This is a genomic window from Ornithinimicrobium avium (genome assembly GCF_003351765.1).
Classification (GTDB): domain Bacteria; phylum Actinomycetota; class Actinomycetes; order Actinomycetales; family Dermatophilaceae; genus Ornithinicoccus; species Ornithinicoccus avius.
The window spans coordinates 869,494-894,689 of the sequence record NZ_CP031229.1 but is presented as its reverse complement, the minus strand read 5'-3'; the positions used below and the strand labels follow the sequence as shown (position 1 = coordinate 894,689).

At 73.0% G+C, this 25,196-nt stretch carries 19 protein-coding genes and 1 pseudogene; 16 read left to right on the top strand and 4 right to left on the bottom strand.

Annotation, left to right across the window (positions count from 1 at the left end):
* Positions 1-44 precede the first annotated feature (44 nt).
* Both DV701_RS04205 and DV701_RS04200 read left to right on the top strand, forming a co-directional pair.
* Positions 45-446 carry a PaaI family thioesterase gene (locus DV701_RS04205; protein ID WP_114927202.1) on the top strand — a complete coding sequence of 134 codons (402 nt, stop codon included), beginning with the start codon at positions 45-47 and terminating at the stop codon, positions 444-446.
* 312 nt (positions 447-758) lie between these two features.
* Positions 759-3,743: a hypothetical protein gene (locus tag DV701_RS04200; protein WP_114927201.1), complete on the top strand. Its 2,985-nt coding sequence runs from the start codon at positions 759-761 to the stop codon at positions 3,741-3,743.
* 11 nt (positions 3,744-3,754) lie between these two features.
* On the opposite strand, the gene DV701_RS04195 is transcribed toward DV701_RS04200, so the two are convergent.
* On the bottom strand, positions 3,755-4,300 hold the full coding sequence (locus DV701_RS04195) for a hypothetical protein (protein WP_114927200.1): 546 nt from the start codon (positions 4,298-4,300) through the stop codon (positions 3,755-3,757).
* A 101-nt stretch (positions 4,301-4,401) separates the two neighbouring features.
* Here DV701_RS04195 and DV701_RS04190 point away from each other — a divergent pair, with 101 nt between their 5' ends.
* Positions 4,402-4,932 carry a hypothetical protein gene (locus DV701_RS04190; RefSeq protein ID WP_162802782.1) on the top strand — a complete coding sequence of 177 codons (531 nt, stop codon included), beginning with the start codon at positions 4,402-4,404 and terminating at the stop codon, positions 4,930-4,932.
* Positions 4,933-4,976: 44 nt separating this feature from the next.
* Here the strand turns inward: DV701_RS04190 and DV701_RS04185 are convergent, their stop codons facing one another.
* On the bottom strand, positions 4,977-6,002 hold the full coding sequence (locus tag DV701_RS04185) for a LacI family DNA-binding transcriptional regulator (protein ID WP_114927198.1): 1,026 nt from the start codon (positions 6,000-6,002) through the stop codon (positions 4,977-4,979).
* A gap of 129 nt (positions 6,003-6,131) precedes the next feature.
* On the opposite strand from DV701_RS04185, the gene DV701_RS04180 reads away from it, so the two are divergent.
* The 9 genes and pseudogenes from DV701_RS04180 (at position 6,132) to DV701_RS04130 (ending at position 16,451) form a co-directional block, all read left to right on the top strand.
* A complete protein-coding gene (locus DV701_RS04180; protein WP_114927197.1) occupies positions 6,132-7,352 on the top strand; it encodes an amidohydrolase in 1,221 nt (406 codons plus the stop codon).
* Between the two features lie 11 nt (positions 7,353-7,363).
* Positions 7,364-8,623, top strand: a complete 1,260-nt coding sequence (locus DV701_RS04175) for a Zn-dependent hydrolase (protein ID WP_114927196.1) — start codon at positions 7,364-7,366, stop codon at positions 8,621-8,623.
* Between the two features lie 17 nt (positions 8,624-8,640).
* Positions 8,641-9,732 carry a C45 family autoproteolytic acyltransferase/hydolase gene (locus DV701_RS04170; RefSeq protein ID WP_114927195.1) on the top strand — a complete coding sequence of 364 codons (1,092 nt, stop codon included), beginning with the start codon at positions 8,641-8,643 and terminating at the stop codon, positions 9,730-9,732.
* A 72-nt stretch (positions 9,733-9,804) separates the two neighbouring features.
* Positions 9,805-10,524, top strand: coding sequence for a DUF5058 family protein (locus DV701_RS04165; RefSeq protein ID WP_407669344.1), 720 nt, complete (start codon positions 9,805-9,807; stop codon positions 10,522-10,524).
* A gap of 193 nt (positions 10,525-10,717) precedes the next feature.
* Positions 10,718-11,287 carry a hypothetical protein gene (locus DV701_RS04160; protein ID WP_324616618.1) on the top strand — a complete coding sequence of 190 codons (570 nt, stop codon included), beginning with the start codon at positions 10,718-10,720 and terminating at the stop codon, positions 11,285-11,287.
* Between the two features lie 87 nt (positions 11,288-11,374).
* Positions 11,375-12,832: an amidase gene (locus DV701_RS04155; RefSeq protein ID WP_114927193.1), complete on the top strand. Its 1,458-nt coding sequence runs from the start codon at positions 11,375-11,377 to the stop codon at positions 12,830-12,832.
* Between the two features lie 1,473 nt (positions 12,833-14,305).
* The gene (trhA, locus tag DV701_RS04145) at positions 14,306-14,992 is read left to right on the top strand and encodes a PAQR family membrane homeostasis protein TrhA (protein WP_114927191.1); all 687 of its coding nucleotides are present in this window, start codon (positions 14,306-14,308) and stop codon (positions 14,990-14,992) included.
* A pseudogene (locus tag DV701_RS19325) lies at positions 14,989-15,817 on the top strand (LLM class flavin-dependent oxidoreductase). Before trhA ends, DV701_RS19325 begins: the two are co-directional and overlap by 4 nt.
* A complete protein-coding gene (locus DV701_RS04130) occupies positions 15,810-16,451 on the top strand; it encodes a hypothetical protein (protein ID WP_162802780.1) in 642 nt (213 codons plus the stop codon). Before DV701_RS19325 ends, DV701_RS04130 begins: the two are co-directional and overlap by 8 nt.
* Here DV701_RS04130 and DV701_RS04125 read toward each other — a convergent pair.
* Positions 16,432-16,959 (bottom strand): hypothetical protein, encoded by a 528-nt coding sequence (locus DV701_RS04125; protein ID WP_162802779.1) that lies wholly within the window; start codon positions 16,957-16,959, stop codon positions 16,432-16,434. The two genes, DV701_RS04130 and DV701_RS04125, sit on opposite strands and share 20 nt — an antisense overlap.
* A 176-nt stretch (positions 16,960-17,135) precedes the next feature.
* Between DV701_RS04125 and DV701_RS04120 the strand changes: the two genes are divergently transcribed.
* The 3 genes from DV701_RS04120 to DV701_RS19085 all read left to right on the top strand — a co-directional run bounded on the left by DV701_RS04120 (position 17,136) and on the right by DV701_RS19085 (position 24,158).
* The gene (locus tag DV701_RS04120; RefSeq protein ID WP_162802778.1) at positions 17,136-20,906 is read left to right on the top strand and encodes an nSTAND1 domain-containing NTPase; all 3,771 of its coding nucleotides are present in this window, start codon (positions 17,136-17,138) and stop codon (positions 20,904-20,906) included.
* A gap of 30 nt (positions 20,907-20,936) precedes the next feature.
* Positions 20,937-21,428, top strand: a complete 492-nt coding sequence (locus DV701_RS04115) for a glutathione peroxidase (RefSeq protein WP_114927186.1) — start codon at positions 20,937-20,939, stop codon at positions 21,426-21,428.
* Between the two features lie 69 nt (positions 21,429-21,497).
* A complete protein-coding gene (locus DV701_RS19085; protein ID WP_114927185.1) occupies positions 21,498-24,158 on the top strand; it encodes a DEAD/DEAH box helicase in 2,661 nt (886 codons plus the stop codon).
* 32 nt (positions 24,159-24,190) lie between these two features.
* On the opposite strand, the gene DV701_RS04105 is transcribed toward DV701_RS19085, so the two are convergent.
* A complete protein-coding gene (locus DV701_RS04105) occupies positions 24,191-24,532 on the bottom strand; it encodes a DUF2200 domain-containing protein (protein ID WP_114927184.1) in 342 nt (113 codons plus the stop codon).
* An 82-nt stretch (positions 24,533-24,614) separates the two neighbouring features.
* Here DV701_RS04105 and DV701_RS04100 point away from each other — a divergent pair, with 82 nt between their 5' ends.
* Positions 24,615-25,142: a mycothiol transferase gene (locus tag DV701_RS04100; protein ID WP_114927183.1), complete on the top strand. Its 528-nt coding sequence runs from the start codon at positions 24,615-24,617 to the stop codon at positions 25,140-25,142.
* Positions 25,143-25,196: the final 54 nt, after the last annotated feature.

The following is a 25,196-nucleotide window of genomic DNA, read 5'->3' as shown; positions in this document are numbered from 1 at the left end:
CGCGGGGCGTCCTTCAGGCGCGGCGGGGGACTAACCTCCCGCTCATGGAGACGCCTGGGCGCAGGACTGCGCGGTCCAGCTACTCGCACTACCTCGGGATCGTGGAGGGGGAGTCGGGCCCGGAGCGGGCGGTCTCCACGATGCGGATCACCGAGGAGCTGGCGAACCGCAACGGCGTCCTGCACGGCGGGGCGCTGATGTCGCTGATCGACCACTGCGCCGGGACCCTGGCCTTCGCCCTCTGCCCGCCGGAGATGACGAATGTGACGCTGGAGGCCAAGACCAACTTCTTCCGTGCCGCCCGCGTCGACGACACGGTGACGGCGGTCGCGACGGTCCTGCACGTCGGCCGGACGACGCTGGTCGCCCAGGTGGTGACGACCCGGGGCGACGGCAAGGAGGTCTCGGCCACGACGCAGACACAGCTCTTTCTCGAGTGGGAGTGAGCCCTGGGGGGCCGACGCCGACAGCAACCTCACCGGACCCCTTGCTCCCACGGATCGGCTCGGCGTCACGTGCTACGTCAACAAGCCTCGGCGACGCGATCGCGCTGGTCGCGGAGCACCCCGACCCGGAGACCCGTCTGGTGCGGTCAAGGGCCGACGGCCCCCGGTCGAGGGACTGACGTCGAGGGACTGACACCGTGGCCCGGGGACCTCTACCCTGAGCCAAAGGGTGTGCGACAGAAGGGCCGGCTCATGGCAGGTCAGGGCTCGGCGAAGGGAACCGGCCGGTGGCACCGTCGGGCCTGGAGACTGGTGATCAGTCTCGGCAGATGGGCGTGGCCGTTCCTGCTCGTCTGCGCGCTGGCCGCCCAGTCCGTGCTCGGCCGTGTCGACGGAGCGCTACGCGCCCGGCACGACGTGGGCGCGGTCTCCGGAGGGCTCGGTGACATCGCCTCGCCGGCCGCGGTGGTCGAGCCGGGCATGGTCGACGCTGTCGTGTCCGGGTGGAGCGACGACGTCGACGTGCTCCTGTGGACCTACCTGGCATTCGACCTGGTGCTGATGACCATGGTTGCCCTGCTGGTCCTGAGGCTGCGCAGCGCCGTGGCCAGACTGCTCCAGCAGGACCACGCACGACCGGCGGTGGACCCAGCGACGGCGCAGCTCCCCGCGGACGAAGCCTCTGCAGCCGCGGTGTCCGTGGGCGCTGTCGCCGCGCTGCGCTGGTCCGTGCTCGCGGTCGTTGGCTACCTGTTCGCCGATCTCGCGGAGACTGTCATCGCGGTGCGCCTGGGACTCGAGAGTTCGGCACCTGGGTGGGCGGCGGTGATGCTCGGGACGTCGTCCATCCTGAAGTGGGTCCTGCTGGTCTTCGCGGTCGTGCCGGTCCTTCTCGCCGGGGCGGGCTTGCGGGACCTGCGCAAGCCCGCCCTCGCCGGCCTCCGAGCGGTGCGCGGCCTGGTCCTGGTCGCGGCGGCGCTCGTCGCTGTCTTCCTGATGCTGACGGGGGACATCGGCCGGCAGATCGACGACGTTGCGGGGCACGCCGCGCAGTCCCCCACGCGCGCGGCCCTCGCCACGCTGCTCGCGGTGGCGACCTCTGGGGTGATGGTGGTCGGAGGACGTCGGTGCGTCACCGCATACCGGAGCCGCCCCGACGTGCGTCCGATGAGTGCGCGCTATCTCCTCACGGCCGGTGGCGCCGGGCTTGCCCTCGTGGTCGTCGGTCTGGTCGTCGGCCTCAGCGGTCCTGAGCGCTACCGCCCGACGGCTCTCGCGCTCCTGCTCCTGCCTGGTGCCGGGCTGCTGGGCTGGAGCCTGCTCAGCTGGCCGCAGGGTGTCCGGGACCTGAAGATGACGGACAGCCCGGACCCTGTAGAGCCGTCGACATCCCCGGTATGGGTGCTCGCGAGCGCCCCGCCGCTGCTGCTCCTGCTGGTCGTGGTCCGGGCCGCCACCACGGTATGGGCGGTCGGGGAGGCACCACCATCGGGGTTGCTGATCTGGTCGGGGGTGATGGGCGTGATCGTGGCGATCGTCCTCATCGCCGTGATCGTGGCAAGCGTGCGCGTTGTCGTGGACGCGCGGCTGCCCGGACGTGCTCCTGCCCACGAAACCCTCCCCAGCGAAGGCCTGTGGTGGATAGGGGCATCGTTGGTCCTGCTCGCCGTGGCTGCGCTCGGCACCACAGCGACCGGCTGGATGTGGCTGGGGTCGGTGGCAGTGGTCTTCCTCTTCGCCCTGATCGGCAGCGTCGGGCTGGTCGGTCTGACCCTGCTCGGCGACGCCATCGCCCCCCGGGGAGCGCTGGCGGTCGCCGGCCTTCGCCGGATGCCCTTGATGACCCTCCTCGTGCTCTGGGGAGTGGTGGCCAGCCTGGTGGACACCAAGGGCTTCTACTACGACGTTGCGCTGGTGGACCGGCCCGCCGCGGCGCAGAACGACCACCACACGACGGCAAGCTCGGTGGGACGAGCCCTGGACGTCTGGCTGGGGCCGCCCGGCTCCGGGCCGGCCGAGCAGGACCGGTCGTTGGTCTTCGTCACCGCCAGCGGCGGCGGCATCCGCGCGGCGTACTGGACCCAGCTGGTGTGGGAGTGCGCCTTCGGCACCCGCTGCGGCGAGGCCGACGTCCGCGCGCAGGACAGGTCGGAGCAGGTCTTCATGGCCAGCGGCGTCTCCGGCGGGGCCGTCGGACTCGCCCTGGTCGTCGCTGGAAAGACGCTGCCCGACGGGCGCAGCGACCTCCTCGGCAAAGACTTCCTCGCTCCGGCGCTCGCCGCCGCGCTGGCTCGGGACCTGCCGAACTCCGTCCTCCGGCTGCCCGTCGACGGCTACGACCGCGCTGCCACGCTGGCCGACGCGGTCGCCTCGGTCGACGCAGGTCTGACGATGCCGTTGTCGAGCTACGACGGGGCCCCACAACTGGCGTTGAGCGGCACGAGCGTGGAGGACGGGTGTCGCTTCACCCTGTCCACGGTGATGCAGGCCAGGTCGCGGAACCATTGCAGCGGTCTCGTCGCCGAGATTCCCACGTCCGGACCGGGGGCCGCGCCGGTGCGCGACGGCCTGACCTACCTGTGCGACCGCTCCCGCGTCGGCGGCGACATCAGGCTGGTAGACGCGGCCTTCCTCTCCGCACGCTTCCCTTACGTGTCGCCGGCCGCGTCACTCCACCGCTGTCACGGGGATGAGGAGACCTACGTGCTGGACGGCGGGATGTACGACAACTCGGGCGGCTCGTCCGTGACCAACGTGCTGGCCGCGCTCGCGCCCTATCTCGACAGGCGCAACGGTCGGGTCGACACCCGCCGTGCCGACGCCGAGGTTGGCTGCGTCATACCCCGGATGCTCGTGATCGAGAACCAGTTTGCCTCGAGCGCGCGACCGGACGCGGTCGCACGGCCGCTGCAGAGTGTCGGTCCGGCCCGAGCCCTGCTCTCCTTCTACGACGACCGCTCGGACCGGGAGTTGGCCCGGGCGGTGGACGCGGTCACCACCGCGGCTCAGCGCGCCCACCGGCTGTGCTACCCGGGCGCCTCGGAACTCAAGGCCGAGGACGTGGTGGTCGTCGTGCACCCCGTCGCCGCCGGTGGCGTGGCCGCGCCGCTGGGCTGGACCCTGGCGGAGACCACTCGGAAGAGGATGGCGCAGCAGGTGCAGGTGGACTGCGCGGAAGTGGACGCCCCCACGCAGGGCATCGCTCCCGGGCCTGACGACGCCGGGCTGGAGGAGCACCGGCGGGAGACCTGCGCGGCGTTGAGGACGGTGGACGGGTGGTGGGGGGACCCGCCCTGAGCCCCAGTCGGCTAAGTCCGGTCACTCATGCCGAGCCAGCGGTAGACCTGCAGACCGGTCGCAGTACCCAGCGCCAGCCCGACCATGAGCAGCGGGAAGCCGTAGCTGGACAGGTAGGACCGGAGCACGAAGAGAGGCAGCGCCACGTAGGGCGGACCCGACACCGTGTCGGTCCCGGCGAAGTCCGGGGCGAGCCCGAGACCGAGGAGCATCGAGCCGAGACCCGTGACGGCGAAGATCCCGGTCACGGCCAGCACCTGGTTGAGACCCTCCATCCGCTCCAGCGCGCCCGACCCGACGAGCAGGACGGTGGCGGCCGTCCCGACGACGACGGGGAGGGTGACCCCGGCGGCGAACGCTGTCGCCGCGGCCTGGGCGTCAGTGACGCCCTGCTCCATCAGCATGGCGGTGATCTCGGTGATCGGGTCGAGGCCGTAGCCCACGACCAGCGCGGCCAGCACGGCGACCGGCCACACGATCGACATGCGGCTGCTGACCGAGGCGAGGAGCGGTGCCGGGGCCGGCGTCGGTAGCGGTGCGGCTGGGGTCGCGCCCATGGTGCCCTCCGTCCATGGCGGCGCCAGGATGGAGCACGCCTGATCAAGTGTGCTCCTGCAGCGGGCCCGGTGGCAACGGACCGGCCGCCGTCGCCCCCGTCGTGACACCGACCCGACGGACCGTCCTGCGCCTGGGCGCGGTCTGCATGATCGTCGCCGGCGTCCTCCTGCTGGGGGTCGGGGCCTGGGCGGCGCTCTCTGCGCGCGACGCACCGGAGCTGACCGTCTCGGACGGCCCCGAGGTCGTGCTGCCGGAGGCGGGGGTCCTCGGCGGCTCGGTGACGGTCTACGTGGACGGCCCGGTGGAGGACGGCCCGTCACAGCTGGGCTGCGAGGTCCTGCGGGCCGACGGCGACGTCGCGCAGGGCACGCGGATGGACGCATTCACGCACGCCCTCGCCGACCCGGTCACCGTGGAGGGGGCGACCTGGCACCCGCTCACCGAGGTCGACCTCTTCCCCGCACCCGCGACGCTGAGCTGCCCGGACGAGCTGCTCTCGCCGGCAGCGCTGTCCGCGCCCTCTACCTTCGGCGGCGACTCCCTACTGGTCGCGGGGGCGGCACTGGGCTTCGCGCCCGTCGGGATCGTCATCGGCGCCGTCGCGCTGCTCGTGCTGCGCGAGCGGCGGTAGCGCCACGGGTCGTTCAGCAGGCGCTGACCTGGCGGGCGGAGGGGTCAGGGCACCGTCGACGCCCGCACGACCAGCCGCGGCTCGAGCGACAGCGACCCGGGCGACCCGCCGCCGATCAGCTCGAGCAGCGTGCGCATGGCCTGCGTCCCGACGTCGAAGAGCCGGGAGTCGACCGAGGTGAGGGGCACGGGCAGCGCCTCGGCCAGGTCCAGGTTGTTGTAGCCGACCACCGCGACGTCCTCCGGGATCCGGCGGCCGAGGTCGCGCAGGGTGGCCATCACGCCGATCGCAGCGGCGTCGCTCGTGGCGAAGATGGCGGTGACGTCCGGGTCGGTGGCCAGGATCTGCGCGGCACTCTCCACGCCGGACCGGACGTCGAAAAGACCCGGCACGACGCGGTGCTGCGGCACGTCCACGCCCGCCTCGTCGAGCGTGTCGAGGAAGCCTCTGGTGCGCTGCTCACCGGTGCTGGCCAGCACGTCGCCGGCCACGACACCGATGCGCCGGTGGCCCAGCCCGAGCAGGTGCTCGGCGACCAGGCGGCCACCGACGAGGTCGTCGGTCGTCACGCTCAGCCGCCCGGGCAGGCCGCGCAGGGCGAGGACGTGCGGCACCCGCAGGTCGTCCAGCTGCCCGATCGCGGCACCGTCGAGATGGGAGTCGGCCAGGACGAACCCGTCGACCTGGCGGCCCAGCATGAGGTCGAGGCGGCGGCGCCGCAGGTCTGCGCGGTCGAGGGTGTTGGCCACGAACGTGGTGTATCCGGCGTGGATGGAGGCCTCGTCGACCCCGCCGTAGACGCTGGCCAGCGCCACGTCGGTCAGTCGCGCGACGGTCATGCCCACGGTGAACGAGCGCCCGGTCCGCAAGGTCCTCGCCGCGAGGTTGCGGCGGTAGCCTCGCTGCTCGGCCGCCCGGCGGACCGTGGCCACGGTGGCGGCCGACACCCCCGTCGGCCGCTCCGACAGCGCCCTGGACACCGTCGAGACGTTGACGCCCAGCTCCCGGGCCAGGCTGGCCAGTGTCACGGTCGGCGACCTGCGCAGCGTCCCGTCCTGCTTCCCCTGCATGCTCACGCATCACAGTGTGGGGGACCCTTGACGGGAAAGCAATCGTTTGCTTGACTACAGCACGCAAGCGATTGCGTAGGTGCCGGAGGTGTTGGCACCCACCCCCGACCACGACACAGGAGTCAGACGATGACGATCCTCGACCAGCACCCCGAGCTGCGGGAGCGCCTGCACGAGCTCTACGTCCACCTGCACCAGCACCCCGAGCTGTCGATGCAGGAGCACGAGACTGCGGCGCTCATCGAGGAGCGGATGACCGGGCTGGGCTACGAGGTGTTCCGTTGCGGCGGCACCGGCGTGGTCGCCACCCTCGTCAACGGGGAGGGGCCGGTGATCGGGTTCCGCGCCGACACCGACGGCCTGCCGCTGCAGGAGAACACCGGGCTGCCCTACGCCTCGACCGCTCGCGGCACGCTCCCTGACGGCACCGACGTGCCGGTCATGCACGCCTGCGGGCACGACACGCACATCACGGCGGCGGTCGGCGCGGCCACGCTCCTCGCGCAGGACCGGGACGCCTGGGCCGGGACCGTCGTCTTCCTCTTCCAGCCCGGCGAGGAGACCGCGGCGGGTGCCGAGGCGATGGTCGCCGACGGGCTGTGGGAGCGGGCGCCGCACCCCGAGGTGATCTACGGCCAGCACGTGTGGCCAGGCCTCGCCGGCACCGTCGAGATGACGCGGGGCCCGGCGATGTCCTACTCCGACGCGTGGCGCGTCACCGTGCACGGCCGCGGCGGGCACGGCTCGCAGCCGGAGAACACCATCGACCCGGTGGTCCTCGCCGCTCACATGATCGTGCGGATCCAGAGCCTGCTCAGCCGCGAGGTCGCCGCGCAGAAGGCGGCGGTCATCACGATCGCCACCATCCACGCGGGCCTGAAGGAGAACATCATCCCGCCGGTGGCCGAGTTCACCATCAACATGCGCAACCTGGACGCCGACGTGCGGCAGCACCTGCTCGCCGGGCTGCGCCGGGTGATCCAGGCCGAGGCGATGGCCAGCGACGCCCCCGAGCCGCAGATCGAGGAGCTCTACACCTTCCCGCTGCTGGTCAACGACGAGGCGGAGACCGGCCGGGTGGTCGACCTCCTGCGCGGCGTGCTCGGCGAGGACCAGGTCATCGAGAGGCCGGCGGTCATGGGTTCGGAGGACTTCGGCACCCTTCCCGACGCGATCGGGGTGCCGGGGGTCTACTGGTTCTTCGGCGGCATGTCCAGCGAGGTCGTGGAGTCCGACGAGCCCGTCCCGACCAACCACTCGCCCTTCTTCGGCCCCGTCATGGAGCCGACGCTGAGCACCGGCACGACCGCGGCCTACGAGGTGCTCATGTCCCGGCTGCGGGTGCAGTGAGCGGAGGCGGCATGAGCCCGGCCCCGCCCGGCCTGACCGTGGCCGCGGACCGCGTCCAGGCCGACCTCGAGTCCCTGGCCGCGCTCGTCGAGCCGGGCCTGCCCGGCTGGACGCGCACCGCCCTGGGCCCCGTGGACCGGCAGGCCCGCGAGCTGGTCCGCCGGTGGATGAGCGACGCCGGGCTGGAGACCTCCGTCGACGGCGCCGGCAACATCTTCGGCCGGCTGCGCGGGACCGGGAGCGGCCGCGCCCTCATGGTCGGCTCCCACACCGACACCGTGCTCGGCGGTGGCCGCTTCGACGGCATCGTCGGCGTCGTCGGCGCCCTGGAGGCGGTCCGGGCGCTGCGCGAGGCCGGTGTCCGGCTCGAGCACGACCTCGTCGTCGTCGACTTCTTCCACGAGGAGCCCAACGAGTTCGGGCTGTCCTGCGTCGGCTCGCGCGCCATGGTCGGCGCGATCAGCGCCGCCCACCTGGACCTGCGCGACGAGCGGGACCGCAGCCTGGCCGCCGCCCTGGCCGCGGTGGACGTCGACCCCTCGGCGCTGCTGGGCGCGCGGCACGACTTCGCGCGCGTCGACGCCTTCGTCGAGCTGCACATCGAGCAGGGGCCCTACCTCGAGGAGCACGGCAGCCAGATCGGGCTGGTCGAGTCGATCACCGGCATCTCCCGCTTCCGCGCGCTCTTCTCCGGGCAGGCCGACCACGCGGGCACCGCGCCCATGGACCGGCGCCGCGACGCAGGCTGCGCCGCCGCCGGCACCGTGCTCGCCGTCGAGCGCATCGCGGGGGAGGGTATGCAGACGCGCGGCACCAGCGGTCAGCTCACCTTCACGCCCGCCGCCGTCAACGTGGTCACCGCGCACGCCGAGTTCCGCGGCGAGCTCCGCGGGCCCGAGGAGGAGTGGCTGCGCTCGGCCCAGGACGCGCTGACCGCGGCCGCGCACGACGAGGGCAGCCGGCGCGGCGTGGACGTCGAGGTCGACTGGCTGCCCCTGCAGGAGCCGACGGCGATGTCCGACGGGGTCGTCTCGGTCCTCGGCGACGTCGTCGACGGACTGGGCCTGAGCTCCACCCGCCTCTTCAGCGGCGCCGAGCACGACGCCGCGCTCATCGCCCGCGCGGTGCCGACCGGGATGCTCTTCGTCCCCTCCCGCGACGGGCGGAGCCACTGCCCCGAGGAGTGGACCGACCTGAACGACGTCGTCGCCGGCGTCACCGCCCTGACCCACGCCCTCCTCGCCCTCGACCGGCGGGGCCCGACCAGGTGAGCCCGGAGCAGGAGAAGATGACCGACCACATGGACCCCCACCGTGCGCCGCTACGAGCCGTGCGCGTCTCCGGCGCGAGCCACCGCGAGCGCGGACTGGCCCGCGGCACCCTGCTGGGCGAGCAGGTGCTGCGCACCTCCCGGGCCTACGCGGGCCTCTTCGGCCACCTGGGCATCGCCGAGCGTGACCAGCGGGAGGCGGCCCTGGCCTCCATGGACGCCGTCCGGGCCTGGGCCCCGGAGGTGCACGAGGAGCTGGAGGGCGTGGCCGCCGGGTCCGGCACCGACCTGCTCGACGTGGCCCGCACCGTGGCCCGCACCGAGATCCTGACCCTGGCCCAGGCACCCGTGGCGACGGAATGCTCGACCCTCGCGCACGTGCCGGCGCCCACGGACCGGTCCGACCGGGGCGCGGTGTCCGCGCAGACCTGGGACTGGTACGCCCGCTTCGTCGGGTGCTGGCACCTGCACCGGGTCGACCCCGTCGGTGAGGAGCTCGCCCACGCCGGGATCGCCGAGCACGGGATGACCGGCAAGATCGGCCTCAACGCCGCCGGCGTCGGTGTCCACCTCAACATCCTCCAGCACCACGACGACGCACCCGGGGGCGTGCCCGTCCACGTCGTCCTCGCCCGTCTGCTCACCGGGGCGCGCTCGGTGCAGGAGGGCCTCGACCTGGTCCGCTCGGCCCCCACCACCTCCTCGTCGGTCATCACGCTCACCGGCACCGACCGGGTCGCGATGGCCGAGCTCAGCCCCGGCCGGGTGACCGTCCTGGAGGAGGAGGGCTGGATGCTGCACACCAACCACTTCCTGGGGCTGGACGAGCCGGTCCGCGACCCGGCGTCGACCACCCACGACCGGCTCGGGCACCTGCGTGGCGCCACCGGCCCCGCGCCGGCGCCCCGGTCCGCCGACGACCTGCTCCCGCTGCTCTGCGTCCCTCCCGGTCCCGGCAGCGTGGCGGTCCTGCCCGACCTCAGCGAGGCTGAGGCGGACCGCAAGGCGACCCTGGCCACCGTGCGCATCGACCCGGGTGCCCGGACCGTCCGGGTGAGTCCCGGCATACCCCAGCACGCGGACGAGGTCTGCCTCACCTACCAGCTGTGACCCTCAGCCTGCCGTCACCCGTCGGCAGGTTTCCTCCTCCCCTGAAGGAAGAACGATGAAGAAGGTCCGCCCATGATGATCCGTACCGCCGCCGACGTCGGCACGATCGCCAACTCCCCGCTCCTGTGGATCCTCGCGCTCGCGGTGATGGGGATCGTCCTGCTCCAGTCGGGTGTCTACATGGTCGCCGTGCGCAAGAACGCGGCCGGCGCCGACATGTCCCAGCGTGAGGTCTTCCACGCCTTCCGGGCCGGTGGGGTGGCAGCCATCGGGCCGTCGCTGGCGGTGGTCCTGGTCGCGATCGCCCTGCTGCCCCTCTTCGGCACCCCGGCCATCCTGGTCCGTATCGGGCTCATCGGCTCGGCCGCCACCGAGACCGCCTCGGCGTCGATCGCCGCCGGGACGGTCGGGGCCAACCTCGGTGACGAGACCTACACGCAGAGCGTCTTCCTCATCGCCCTGTTCGCCATGAGCCTGTCCGGCGCGTGCTGGATGATCTCCACCCTCATCCTCACCCCGATCCTGGCGCGCGGTCAGGACACGCTGGCCAGGGTCAACCCGGCGCTCATGGCGATCGTGCCCGGCGCGGCGCTGCTCGCCGCGTTCGGGGCGCTGACCGTCACCGAGCTGCCCAAGTCGGGCTACCACGTCCTGGCGGTCGTCGTCTCAGCGGCGATCATGGCCGTGTGCCTGTGGCTCGCCAGGCAGTTCACCCAGGCCTGGCTGCGCGAATGGGCGCTGGGCTTCTCCATCATCGGCGCCCTCGTCGTCGTCTACCTCGCCACGAACTGACCAGGAGCCACCTCATGAGCACCTACACCCGGAGCAGGACGTCCTGTTCGCCGACTACACGCGCACCACCAACCGCTGGGGCCGGCTCACGCTCTTCCTCGGCTTCCTCATCGCGACCTCCATCCCCTTCATCGTCCTGGCGACGACCGACATCGACATCACCGCCGGTCAGATCTTCACCGCCTGGCTCGCGGTGGCGGCGGTCTACGGCACCTTCTACGTCGTGGAACCGCTGACCTACTTCCCGATCCTCGGCCCGGCGGGGATGTACCAGGCCTTCCTCATCGGCAACATCGCCAACAAGCTCGTGCCGTCGGCGATCGTGGCGCAGAACGCGCTGGGCACCAAGCCCGGGACCCGCAAGGCCTCGTACGCGGCGACCGCCGCCATCGCCGGCGCCGCCTCCGTGCACGTGGTCTCCCTCGTGCTCCTCGTGGGGGTCCTCGGCACGTGGATCGTCTCGGTCATGCCCGGGTCGATCACCGACGTGGCGCGGGTCTACATCCTCCCCGCGATCCTCGGCGGCGTCATGGTGCAGCTCATCGCCACGCTCAAGCAGGTCAAGTCCACCGTGATCGCGGTGGCCGTGTCGCTGCTCGTGGTCTTCCTCGTCGTGCCCTACACCCCCAAGATCGTCTCGGGCTTCGCGGTGGCGATCGCGGTGATCCTCACCGTGGCCCTGGTCTGGTTCCTGCGCGACCGGGACGCGGCGGTCGACGACGCTGCTCCAGGACCGGGCATCGAGGACTCGCTCATCAACTAGCCCGTCCCCGGCCGGCCCCGGCGGACGACCGCCGGGGCCGGCCGCGCACGCACCCCCTACCCGCCTCGACCCTGACAAGGACCGACCGTGACCGACCTCATCTGGCTCTCCACGCGCGAGCTCGCCGCCCTCATCGCCGACGGCGGGGTGAGCGCCACCGAGGCGGTCACCGCCCACCTCGCCCGGATCGAGGAGGTCAACCCGGCGATCAACGCGGTCGTCACGCTCCAGCCCGAGCGCGCGCTGGCCGAGGCGCGCGCCCAGGACGAGAGGTATGTGGTCGCGCGCCGGTCGGGCGACCCGCTGCCGCGGCTGCACGGGGTGCCGATGACGCACAAGGACACCCACGACACCGCCGGGATGCGCACCACCCTCGGCTCGCCGATCTTCGCCGACCGGGTGCCGCAGCGCGACGACCTGGTCGTCGCGCGACTCCGGGCTGCCGGCGTGATCTCCACCGGCAAGAACAACGTGCCCGAGTTCGCGGCGGGCGCCCACACCTTCAACCCGGTCTTCGGCACGACGGTCAACCCCTACGACACGAGCAGGTCGGTCGCCGGGTCGTCCGGGGGCGTGGGCGCGGCGATCGCCGCCGGGATCCAGGCCTCCGGCGACGGGTCCGACATGGGCGGCTCGCTGCGCACGCCGGCCTCCTTCAACAACGTCGTCGGCATGCGTCCGTCCAACGGTCGGGTCCCGCACACGCCGCCCGGCAACGCCTGGGCCTGGCTGGCGCAGAAAGGCTTCATGGGCCGGACCGTCGGCGACGTGGCCCTGCTCATGAGTGTCGGCTGCGGGCCCGACCCGGACGGGCCGTGCTCGGTGCAGGAGCCCGGCAGCGTCTTCGACCTCCCCGAGCTCGACCCGGCGTCGCAGCGCGAGACCCGGCTCGACCGGTTGAGGGTCGGCGTGGCACCCACCCTCGGCGGGCTCATGGAGGTGGAGGCCGAGGTCGTCGAGGCGGTCCTCGCCTCGGCCGGGGTGTTCGCGGGCCTGGGTGCCGACGTCGACGACGTGGCGCCCGACCTGCGGGAGGCCGACCGTGTCTTCGACGTGCAGCGCGCCTACGACTTCGTGGCGACGTGGGGCGACCTCGTCCGCGAGGAGACCGCACGTCCCGACGGTGGTCGGATCAAGGACGCCGTCGTCTGGAACACCCGCCTCGGCTTCGACCTCACCACCGAGGACCTGGTGGCCAAGGACGCCGCGCGCGGTCGGCTCTGGCAGGCGACGCGCGACTACTTCTCCACGCACGACGTGCTCGTCACCGCGACCGCGCAGGCGCTGCCCTTCGACGCCGAGCTGGAGTACCCGCAGAGCATCAACGGCAGGCCGATGGAGAACTACCTGGAGTGGATGCGCGCCGTCACCCTGATCTCGGCGACCGGCTGCCCCGCGATCTCGGTCCCCGGGGGATTCTCCCGGGACGGCCTGCCGATCGGGATCCAGATCGTCGCGGCCCCCGGGCGTGACGTGGACCTGCTGCGGGTGGCGCACGCCTTCGAGTCGGCGACGAGGTACGCGGACCGGCACCCGGACCTGTGAGCGGCCCGATCCCTGACGTGGGACCTGCCGGAGGACTAGCATGACGGCCACGTCCGAGGAGTGGTCATGTTCGCTGCGCGCCGCCTGTCCCTGGTCATCTTCGCCGCCCTGACCGCCAGCGCGCCGATCGAGGGAAACGTCTGGAAGTGCGCGACGCAGCCGGTGGCCGGGCGCTCAACTCGGGTCTCTACGGGGACTGGGAGCCCGGCACCTGACGCCGTGAGTCCCCGCCGGTGGCGCAGCAGGCACGGGGGAGGGCCGGGGGAGGATCTTCTACAGGCCACCCCCGACCCCTGGCCGAAGACCCCCTCGATGCGGGTCTCCATGGTCCTCGACCTGTGCGTGGTCCCAACACCACATCGGTCACGCACGTACTGATGAGCGTAGTCCTCCCGCCGCGAGCCTGCTTCCTGGCGCGACGGCCAGCAGGACGACAGGGCGAGCCGGCACGATGAGGCAGATCGCGCGGATGGTCCCCCCACTGGCGACGCCCGACGGGCGGAGCCGGACTGGGTGCAGTGCGAGCAGTGGTATGACGAGCTCGTGCGTCTCACTCCCTCGCCCACCGCGCTGCTCAACCGGGCCGTCGCCCGTGCGGGAGGCCGACGGCCCGGGTGCGGCTGCTGTGACCCTTGTAGGGCGTGGCCCGCACAGGCGGGATGACCGAAGTGGGCTCAGGGCCCGCCAGGATCGCGCTCCATGATGACGAGCGGGCGCACCGGACTGGAAGTCGACCGGGTCCACCCGGTGCACCGGAAACCAAAGTCTGTGTAGAGCGGGACCATGGCCGGCCGGCACGTTGCCCTCGCGATGGAACTCCTCCGGTCCAGCTCGGCCACCATCGCGCTCCCCAGGGCAGATCCAGCGCGGTGCGACCGGGGAAAGGCGCAGAGATCCTCCACGAACACCCCTCCCGATCTCTCGTCGCGCAGCACCACCGACGCCACGGCGGGCACACCCAGTCGACAGGCCATGTGGGTAGAGCATCCTCGGATCACCGCAGTCCGGAGGTCTCCCTTGAGGGTATGGCGAAGAGCGTGCAGGCCGGCGACCAAGAAGAGGAACTGCGGCGTCGCTGCCGCGGCGATTGCTGTGGTCCAGAACCAGCCCAGAGGAGGTGAGCCCAAGACACTCAGCCGGCCCTCCGACAGGTCAGGGATGTGCGAGCTGACCAACGTGAGCGCCAAGCAGACGAGTAAGACCGTCCCGATCCACGCCGGTGAAGTGACGAGTCTCCCAAACGAGCACCAGGTGCCGGTCAGGAGCTGCCCGCGGCGCAGTGGTGCGGTCTTTAGTCGCCTCATGACGTCATCTTGAACCTGACAAGTGACAGACCCGTGGCTCCGCCCGCTCCATGCAGGGCCGGTGCGGGCTCTTGCAGTCGCGTCGGCGAGCTCGAAGCGGCTGAGCGCGACGCCGGGAGCCGGACCTCCTCGTCGTGGTTGCCCCAGCACCGCCGGTAGCGTTGGGCGCATGCCAGAGCACGTCGAGCCGATCCTGAGCCGGGACGGCAGCGTCCACGTCACCGACGAGCGGGTCAACACGATCTCCCACCTCGTCGGCGCGTGCTTCGCCGTCCTCGGCTCCGCCGTGCTCATGACCCGCGCGGGCGTGCACGGTGACCCGTGGAGGATCGTGGGCCTGGGGATCTACAGCTTCTCCCTGATCCTGCTCTTCGTCAGCAGCACCCTGCACCACGGCATCGACGGCAGTCCCCGCCTCAACGAGGTGCTGCGCACGCTGGACTACACGTCGGTGTTCGCGCTGATCGCCGGCACGGTGACGCCGCTGGTGCTCGTCCTGCTCAGGAACCCGTTGGGGTGGGCCGTCCTGGGGACGGTATGGGGCATCGCCGCGCTCGGTATCGTGCTGCGGTCGGTCTGGCGCGGGCTGCCCAAGTACGTGACCAACACGCTCTACATCGTGCTGGGCTGGATGCCCGTCGTCCTCGTCCTCGCCGGGCTGGAGCTGCCGCTGGGCGCGCTGGCGCTGATGGCGGGCGGAGGGGTGGTCTACAGCCTCGGGTTCGTCGTCTTCATCGTCGAGCGGCCCAACCCGCTGCCCGGGGTCTTCGGCTTCCACGAGCTCTGGCACGTGCTGGTCGTGGTGGCGGCCGCGCTGCACCACGTGCTCATGCAGCTCTACGTCGTCGGGGCATGAGGCCTCCGGCCGCGACGGACGGGGCCGACCCTAGAGTGAACGTCATGAGGTACGGCCTGAGCGTCCCGCCCTTCACCGAGCCGACGACCGTCGTGCGCTGGGCCCGCGAGGCTCAGGCGGCCGGCTGGGACGGCTTCTTCCTGTGGGACCACGTGCAGTGGCGGCCCGGTGCCGCCCCGCTGGACCCGTGGGTGCTGCTCGGGGCGCTCGCCCAGGTGACGCGCACGCTGAGGCTCGGCACCCTGGTCACGCCGCTGTCCCGGCGCCGGCCGCAGGTGGTCGCCAAGCAGCTCACCACCCTGGACCGGCTCAGCCTCGGGCGTGCCGTGCTCGGCGTCGGTCTCGGTGCGCCCGTGGACCGGGACTTCGCCGATTTCGGGGAGGAGGCGGACGCGCGCCGCGAGGCTCGACGAGGGTCTGGACGTGCTGGACCAGCTCCTGCGCGGCCCGACGGACCACCGGGGCGAGCACTACCGGGTCGCTGCGGACCTGCGCCCGCGCCCGGTGCAGAGTCCACGCCCCCCGATCTGGGTGGCCGGCGTCGCGCCGAACCGACGGCCCCTGGCCCGCGCCCGCCGCTGGGACGGAGTGGTGCCGAACGGCAAGGACGGCGACCTCACCCCGGAGGAGCTGACGGCATACCTCAGCCTCGACGGAGAGCCGACCCGCCAGGGCTGGGACGTCGTCGCCCACCGTGCGCCCGGGACCGCCGCCGCGGACTACGCCGAGGTCGGAGCCACCTGGTTGATCGAGAGCGTCAGCCCCACCCGGGACGGCTGGGAGCGCGAGGTCGGGTCGATCGTCGGTGACGGTCCTCGTGACTGACACGGACCGAGGCGGTTCGCGGACGCAGCCGGTCATCATCCTCGTCGTCCTGGCGGTGGTCCTGTTCTTCGTGGGCAGGATGGCCTGGCAGTGGTTCGGCGCGCCCGAGCAGGAGCGCAGCGGCACCCTGGCCGAGCAGCTGGAGGCGCTCCCCGGTGTCGCCGACGTCCGGGTGGAGTCCGGCCGGGTCCCCGGCGCAGGCGGGCACCAGGGGGTCGAGTCCTGGGTGACCCTCGACCGGACCGTGCTCCAGGACCCCCAGGCGTCCGCCGCGGGGCTGGCCGGGGTGACCTGGGGATACAGCCTGTCGCACTGGACGATCGAGGGTCTGGGCTCCACCGCCGAGGTCCGGTACACCTCCGACCTCGACCCGGCGCCGTTCGCCTGGTGGCTGCAGGGCGTCGCGGCGCTGCAGGGGGCCGCGCCGGGAGCGGACCTGGCGTGCGACGTGCGCTACGGATCGCTGGACTGCACGGTCACCGGCGGCGACCCGGCGGCTGCGCGCGCGGCGCTGACCGCGGTCGACGGCTCGGCCGTGCGGGCGTGGGTGATGGGTGCGAGCACCGACCCGGACCAGCCGCACGGCTTCGTCCTGCGGGTGGGCGGCGAGGAGATCACCGACCCCGGTCGGTGAGGCCGAGGCTCTGCTCACCCGTCGGCGGGCGTGACCGGTGCACCCCGCTGCCGTGCACCGGCCACGCTCCTGCCTGGGCGGACTCGGCCTCCCACGTGGCGTAGAGCTGCTGCTCCTGCTCCTCGCAGAGGTCGAAGGCGTCCACGAAGAGCGTGAGCGTGCTCGCGGAGATCAGCCGTCCGGACAGTGCCCGCGAGGTGCGGTCCTTGAGGCTGCGGGGCAGGGTGCGCCTGCTCTCGGGCATCTCCCCGCGGTCCCACAGCTCGAGGGCGAGCACCCAGGACACGCCCGCCTGGTTGGGCTGCTGCATCCCCGTCCGCCTCGCATGCCGCAGCCAGCGTCGTCGGCACCGCAGGTCGTCCAGGAGGATCTGTCGCAGGAGCGCGGCCGTCCTGGCGAAGGCGGCGACGTCGCGCGTCGCGGCGATCGCCCCTGCGGGTGCGGCGTCGATGACCGTCACGAAGAACCTCCCGAGTGCCTGCGGGTGCCCGCTCCCTGTTGCGGGCACCCGCAGGCTCCTTCCTAGTGCAGCAGCGCACGGAGGTCCAGCAGTTCCGGCAGACTCGTACGACCCCGTACGCCGCAGGCCCCTGGCCTGCGGTTGCGACGGGCGTGCGACACAGCCGTGGTACGTGTCCGTACGCTGGCGGACGCAGCCGGACGCACGTCGACGTGGAGGTGGGCATGGCACAGGCAGGGGCTGCAGACACCCCGCAGGACTTCGCGCGTGACCTCACGGCGGCCCGCCTGCGTGCGGGTCTGTCGGTCCGGGACGTGGCGCGGGCCACGGGTGTTCCCCCAGCGACGCTGGGGGGCTACTTCTCAGGCCGGCACCTGCCGCCGACCACCCGTCCCGAGGTGCTCGCCGCCGTGCTGGGGGCGATCGAGGTGCCCACCCGGGAGCATCCCGCCTGGCGCCGACGGCTGCTGTCACTGCACGACCGCAGACGCCAACCCGTGGTGACGCGCGCCCCCTACCCCGGGCTGCGTGCCTTCGACACGAAGGACCACGACCTGTTCTTCGGCCGGGACACCCTCGTCGAGCGGCTGCTGTCCGTGGTGCAGCAGGTCGTCGACGAGCCGCTGCCGGTCGTCATGGTCGTCGGCCCGTCCGGTGCCGGGAAGTCCTCGGTCCTGCGCGCCGGCCTGCTGGCCACCCTGCCCTCCGGCGCCGGGTCGCTGACCACGCCGACCGCGCTGGAGGAGCCGCCCGGCGACGAGGAGGGCCAGCCCGATCAGGTCCCCACGGTGCTGGTCGTGGACCAGCTCGAGGAGCTCTGGACCCACCCCACGATCCGCGCGCACGCCGACCGGACCCTGGATCAGCTGGTCACCTGGGCACAGGGTGCTCCCGGGCGGGTCCTCGTGCTCGGCCTGAGGGCGGACTTCTTCGGCGAGGCGATGCACCATCCCGCACTGGGCGAGGCCCTGGAGAAGCGGCAGGTCCTGGTGGGGCCGCTCGGCGGAGAGCAGCTGCGCGCCGCGATCGAGGAGCCCGCGCGCCGCGTGGGGCTCGCCCTCGAGCCCGGTCTGGTGGACGTCATCCTCGCCGACGTGCGTGAGGACAACCACGGCTCCCCGCTGCCGCACCTGGCCCAGGTGCTGGAGACGATGTGGCAGGCCGGGGACCGCAAGGCTCTCACGGTCCAGGACTATCACCGGGCGGGCGGCCTCGAGGGCGCGATCCGGCAGTCGGCCGAGGCCGCCCTGGCTTCGCTGCCCGCCGAGCAGCACGCCCTGGCGATGACCGTGCTCCTCAGGATGGTCACCGGCTCCGCGCAGGGCTGGACGCGCCGTCTCGTCCCCACGGCCGAGATCGTCGCCGTCGACGAGGACGCGCGCTCGGTGCTGGAGCGTCTCGTGGACCGGCGGCTGGTGACGGTCGGGAAGGACGTGACGACCCTCAGCCACGAGTCTCTCGTCGAGGCCTGGCCCCGGCTGCGCGACGCCGTCGAGGCCCGCCGCGGCGACCTCGCCCGGCGGGACTCCCTGGAGCGCGTCGCGCGGGACTGGGACGACGACGGCCGCGACGACGACCACCTGCTGCGGGGGAGCCGGCTGGTGGCGACCAGCGAGTGGGCGGCGACCGCCCCCGAGCAGCTCACCGCCCTCCAGCAGGAGTTCCTGGACACCAGCCGCAGGCTCGACAAGCGGACCCGCGCCGAGCGGCGGGGCGCACGCCGCCGCCTGCAGGGGCTGCTGGCCGTGATGGCGGTGCTCCTCGTGGTCGCCAGCGCCGCCGGCCTGAGCGCCGTCCGCGCGTCCGACTCCGCACGCCTGCAGCGCGACCAGGCGCAGTCCCGCCAGATGGCGGTCGCCGCGGCCAACCAGCGTGCCCTCGACCCAGGGCTGTCCCAGCAGCTGGCCGTCGCGGCATACCGTGCGGCAGACACTCGCGAGAGCCGGTCGGCGGTGCTCGATGCGACCACCAGCCCGGTGATCAGCGCATGGTCGGTGGACGACGCGGTGCTGGAGCGGTCCGCGACGGTGGCCGGCGGGGAGCATCTCGTCCTGTCCGGCCCGTCGGGCGGAGTGCGGGTGGTCCGGGCGCACGCTGGGGAGTTCGGCTGGGACGTGGTCGCCGCCGTCACCGGGTTCGGGGACAGCGGGAGGACCCCGGTCGTCTCCCGGCTCGTGCCGCACCCCGACGAGCCGTGGGTGGTGGTGGCCGGCACCTCCGTGCTGGAGGGGTCGGCGGACGAGCCGCTGCTCATGCTGCTCGACCTCGCCGACCCCACCGAGCCGCGGCTGGTCCCGATAGAGATCCCCGCGCGACCCACGGCGGCCGCCTTCGTGGACGGTGGACGCGTGCTGGTCGTGGCCGACCAGGGTGGGCTCCTGCACCGCTACGAGGTGGTGCCCCCAGCGGCCGACGCGCCGCCCGACGTCCGCGTGGCCGAACCTGCGGAGGATGACCTCGTCGACAGCGAGCCTCCGGTGCTGGTGGAGGCTCTGGCCGCCAGCCGCGACGGGTCCGTGCTGGCCGCCGCGCTGGACAGCGGCACCGTCCGCGCCTGGTCGGTCGACGACGGGCGGCTGCACCCTGCCGGCAGCGTCGACACCGGACGAGGGTTGTTCGACCTCGACATGACGGCGGACGGGTCGGCGGTGGCGGCCGTCGGCCGATCGGGTCTCGTGCACTGGCTCGCCCTGGAAGGGCAGCACGTCACCGAGGTCGGGACGACCTATGCCTCCGACACCAACCTCTTCACCGTCCAGGTCGACGACGGGTCAGGCCTGCTGGTGACCTCCGGGTGGGACGGGACCGTGACGATGTGGCGGTTCGACGCTGCAGGGCCGCTGACCGACACGCCCGCCCTCGTGCTGCCCGTGCCCCGCCCCGTGCTGGACATGACGGTGGCCGGTGGCCGGTGGCTGTTCGCCACCCTGGACGGCACGACATACACCTGGGACTCCGCGGGGGCGGCGCTGCCGCGGCTGTCGGGCAACGTCTTCATGGTCGACGCCTCCGTGCGGGGCGAGCGGATGATGACCTCGACCGGACCGCCCGACGGCGCGGTGACCGTCTGGGACGCCGCCGACCCGCACGCCCCCCGCAGCCTGCACGTCCTGCGGGCCGACGACGCGGACGTCTCCACCGGAGCCGGTGCTCTGCGTGACGACGGCGGTGCGGCCGCCATGGGCACGACCGCAGGTCGCCTGCTGGCCTGGGACGTCACCGGTGTCGAGGCTGTTCGCACCGTCGACCTGCAGGTCTCTCCGGAGGGCGTGGTCCTGGTCCTCTTCGTCCCCGACGACGGGTCCGTGCTCGCGTTCGGCCGCTCGGGGACGCTGGTGCGCGTGGACGTGGACGGTCCCGACGCCGGCAGGATCGTCGACGAGACGAGGCTGTCCCACCCGACCCTGACCGCGGCGCTGCGCGAGGACGGGCTGCTCGCGGTCGCGGACGACACCGGGCGGGTGCACCTGCTCGACGTGGATGACCTCGGCAGCACGACCGCCTCCTTCGGCCCGGGACCGAGCGTCTACGGGCTGGACTTCTCGCCCGACGGCGAGCAGCTGGCGCTGTCCATGTCCGACGAGTCGGTGCGCCTCTACGACGTGACCGACCCCGCGTCTCCTGCCGCGGTCGGCGACCCGCTGACCGGCCCGACCTCGATCCTCAACTCGGTCAAGTACTCCCCGGACGGGCAGCGCCTGGCGGTGGCCGCCATCGGTGGCAGCGCCTGGCTCTACGAACGGTCCGGCGAGGGATGGACGGCCACCGAGACCCTGCGCGCCGGCCTGGTCAACCTGCAGGACGTCGCCTGGTCGGCCGACGGCTCGGTGCTCCTGGGCGGGGCGCTGTCGGGCCAGACCCGGCTGTGGCTCACCGATGTCGAGACCGCCGTGCGGACGGTGTGTGCGGGAGTCGGGCAGGACATCACGCGGGAGGAGTGGGAGGGGCTGCTCCCGGGGACCGCCTTCGAGCCGCCGTGCGTCGGCGGGGGATGAGACGACTGCGGACACACGTATCGTGCTGGGATGAGCCTCTACGACATACCCCTGCAGACCCTCGACGGCAACCCCACGACTCTCGCCGAGCACGCGGGCGGCGCCCTGCTGATCGTCAACGTCGCCTCCCGGTGCGGTATGACGCCGCAGTACTCCGGGCTGGAACGGCTGCAGCAGGAGTTCGCCGACCGCGGCCTGACCGTGGTGGGCGTCCCGTGCAACCAGTTCGGCGGGCAGGAGCCCGGCAGTGCCGAGGACATCGCGACCTTCTGCGCCACGACCTACGGCGTCACCTTCCCGATGATGGCCAAGACCGACGTCAACGGCGCGGACCGGCACCCGCTCTTCGCCGAGCTGACGCACGTCGTCGACGCCGACGGCGAGGCCGGCGACGTGCGGTGGAACTTCGAGAAGTGGGTCGTCGGCGCCGACGGGGTCCCCACGGCGCGCTTCCGCTCGGGCGTCGAGCCGGAGTCCGACGAGGTGCGGGCCGCGGTCGAGGCGGCGCTGCCGCAGGCGTGACCCGGGGTCATCAGCGTCTGGCGTGACCGCAGTCGTCGCCGAGGTCGGGCGGGATAGGGTCGCCCTGACATGGAGCGGGAGGAACGGGAACGGCTGCACGAGGCCGTGGAGGCGGGGGAGCGGCTCTCACCGGTCGCGCGCCGGGTCGCCGCCTACCGGCAGGCGACGCACGACGCCGCCGACGAGGCGGCAGCCGTCCTGACGGGCAGGCTCTGCGTCGTCGACCCGCCCGGTGCACCCCGCTGGCGCGTCCTGCCGCTGGGTCCCGAGGACGGTATGCGGCTGGGCCGCCTCTCGGCCGCCGCCACCCTCATGCACCTCACCGCCGCGGAGGACCGGCTCCTGCACGAGCTCGCCGAGGACGTCCCGCGCGCCTCCCGGGAGATCAGGGCCCTCGGCCCCGTGCGTCGCCTGTTCACCTCCCGTCGCCGACGGGAGGCGGCGACGCAGGCCGCGCAGCGGCTCCTCGAGGGCCACCGGAGCTGGGCCTCGGAGCGCAACCAGCGGCTGCTCGATCGGCTCGACGCCCAGGGCCGGGAGCCGGCCCTGCCCCTCGCGCCAGACCAGGCCCTCTCGCCCCGGGCCGGGCTGCGCGACCGCCTCGGGCCGCCCACGGCCCACGAGCAGGTCGTGGACGTCCCCGGCCTGGCCCGGCTGCCGGAGGCCGTGGCGCTGCTCGCCTCGCTCCTCACCAGAAAGCAGCACGCCCGGGCGTCCGCGACCGCCGCGGGGGAGGCCGTGCGCGACGCCGCCGTCCTGCGCCTGCTGGAGGCGATGCCGGTGGAGCGCCTCCGCACCGTGACCCGGGAGCGGCTGCGGGTCGGCGCCCTCGCCGACGCCGGCATCACCACCGTCCGCGCGGTCCTCGAGGCGGGCCAGGCGCTCGAGCGGCTGCCCGGGGTCGGAGAGCTCACCGCCCGCCGCATGGTCGGTGCCGCCGAGTCGCTGCGCGGGCTCGCCCGTGCGGACGCCTCCGTCAGGCTGGACCCGCAGGACCGCACGCCGGAGGCGGAGCAGCTGCTGGCTGCACTCCATACCTGGGAGGTGCTCCGCCAGGCTGCCAAGGCGAGGGACCTCCTCGCCCTCGCCCAGGCGCTGGGCCCGCTCGCCGGGCAGGTCGCGCCCGGCAGCTCCCACCTGGTGGTCCTGAGCGGGGGATCGGACGCCAGCGACCTGCTCGACCTGCTCCTGCCGCTGCCCGAGCGCGCGGCCGAGCTCGCGGCGGCGCTGGCGGACGTGCGCCGCGGCGACCCGTGGGCGGACTTCGTCCGGCGGCCGTCGGACTACTTCGCGCTGCTGTCCGAGCTGGGCCTGGCCGAGGAGACCGGCACCTACGGCGAGCTGCCCGACGACGTCGTCGAGGCGGTGCGGCGCCAGGAGCTGGACGGGACCCACCTGCGCGTCTCGCTGCGCGGCTACCAGAGCTTCGGCGCCCGCTTCGCCCTCGTCCAGAAGAAGGTGCTCATCGGCGACGAGATGGGCCTGGGCAAGACGATCGAGGCGCTGGCCGTCCTGGCCCACCGCGCCGCCGAGGGCGGCCGCTGGTTCCTCGTCGTCTGCCCGGCGTCGGTGGTCACCAACTGGGTGCGGGAGGTGACGCTGCGCACCGGGCTGGCCGCCCGCAAGGTGCACGGCACCGGGCGCGACCATGCCCTGCGTCAGTGGCGCGCGGAGGGAGGGGTGGCCGTCACGACCTACGCGACCCTGGGCCGGATCTGGGCGGACCTCGACGGTTTCGAGCTCGACGGGCTCGTCGTGGACGAGGCGCACTACGTCAAGAACCCCGGTGCCGCCCGCTCCGAGCGGGTCGGGCGGCTGGCGGCCCGCACGGAGTACGTCGTGCTCCTCTCCGGGACGCCGCTGGAGAACCGGCTGGGCGAGTTCGCCGCGCTCGTGGGCCACCTGCGCCCCGAGCTGCTGGACGGTGAGGAGCGCACGCCGCTGGAGTTCAGCCGGGCGGTCGCGCCGGTCTACCTGCGGCGCAACGCCGAGGACGTGCTGCTGGAGCTGCCCGAGCTGGTCGAGGTGGACGAGTGGCTGGACCTGAGCAGGGCGGACGAGCGGGCCTACAGCGAGGCGGTCGCCCAGGGCAGCTTCATGGCGATGCGCCGCGCGGCCTTCCGGTCCGGCCCGCGGTCGGCCAAGCTGGAGCGGCTGGTGGAGATCGTGGAGGAGGCCGAGGCCAACGGGCGACGGGTGCTCGTCTTCTCCTACTTCCGCGAGGTGCTGCTGCACGTCACCGCCGCGGTGCCGGGCCGGGTCTTCGGGCCGCTGACCGGTTCGGTGCCGCCCGCCCAACGGCAGGCGATGGTCGATGAGTTCTCGGCCGCCGAGGGTGGCGCTGTCCTCGTCGCCCAGATCCAGGCGGGCGGCGTCGGGCTCAACATCCAGGCGGCCTCGGTGGTGGTGATCTGCGAGCCGCAGGTCAAGCCGACCATGGAGTGGCAGGCGGTGGCGCGGGCGCGGCGGATGGGCCAGCTGGAGTCGGTGCAGGTCCACCGGCTGCTCGCCGAGGACAGCGTGGACGAGCGGATGGTGGAGATCCTCTCGGGCAAGAGCGAGATCTTCCACCGGTTCGCGCGGGTGAGCCAGACGGCGCAGGCGGCGCCCGAGGCGGTCGACGTGAGCGAGGCCGACCTGGCCCGGCTGGTCATCACGGCCGAGCGGGAGCGACTCTTCCCGCAGGAGGCTCTGGACCAGCCGCAGGACGCCCCGGCGCCGCTGCCCTGACGAGACCGGCGCCCTCGGGTGCGCCGAAGAGCTCAGGAGCGCAGGACCTTCGCCAGCTCCTTGCCCCGGGCCAGCTCGTCGACGAGCTTGTCCAGGTAGCGGATCTTCTGCATGAGCGGGTCCTCGACCTCCTCGACGCGCACCCCGCAGACCACCCCGGTGATGAGGGAGGCGTCCGGGTTGAGCCGGGCGTCGGCGAAGAAGTCCTCGAAGGTCGTCCCCGCCTCGAGGTGCCGGGCCAGCTCCGACGGGTCGAAGCCGGTCAGCCAGCTGATGACCTCGTCAAGCTCCTCCCGGGTCCGCCCCTTCCGTTCGACCTTGCTGACGTAGAGCGGGTAGACGGAGGCGAAGCTGGTGCTGAAGATGCGGCTCACCGCAGCAGCCTATCGACGGTCCGTCGAGGCCGGCTGCGCACGTGCGGTTGAGACGGGCGCCCACGAGCAGGAGGATCGGGGGATGACCACCAGCACGGAGGACCCCGCCCGCGCCCTGCTCCTCGACGGCTTCGGGCGGATCCCCGAGGGCGTCGAGGCGGTCCTCGACGGGCTGTCCACCGCAGACCTGCGGTGGCGCCCGGACGCCGGCGCCAACCCGGTGGGCTGGCTGCTCTGGCACCTCGCCCGCCAGCAGGACGCCCAGCTGTCCGCCGTCGCCGAGCAGGAGCAGGCGTGGACCGCGCAGGGCTGGAGCGCCCGCTTCGGACTGCCCTACCCGGACGGATCGGTGGGGTTCGGCCAGGACGCGGACGAGGTCGCCGCCTTCGCGGTCGAGGACCCCGGCCTGCTCGTGGGGTATGCCGCCGCCGTCCACGCCCGCACGGTCCGCCTCCTCGAGGGGCTGGCGGCGCAGGACTACGGGCGGGTCGTCGACGAGCGCTGGGACCCGCCGGTCACCCTCGGCGTCCGTGTCTTCTCGGTCCTGGCGGACGCGACCAAGCACCTGGGCCAGGCGGAGTACGTCAAGGGGATGCTCGGCCGGCGCTGAGCACGGCGTGCGCCCGGCGTCCTTTCGGCAGGCGGTCGCCCGCCTGCCTCAGAT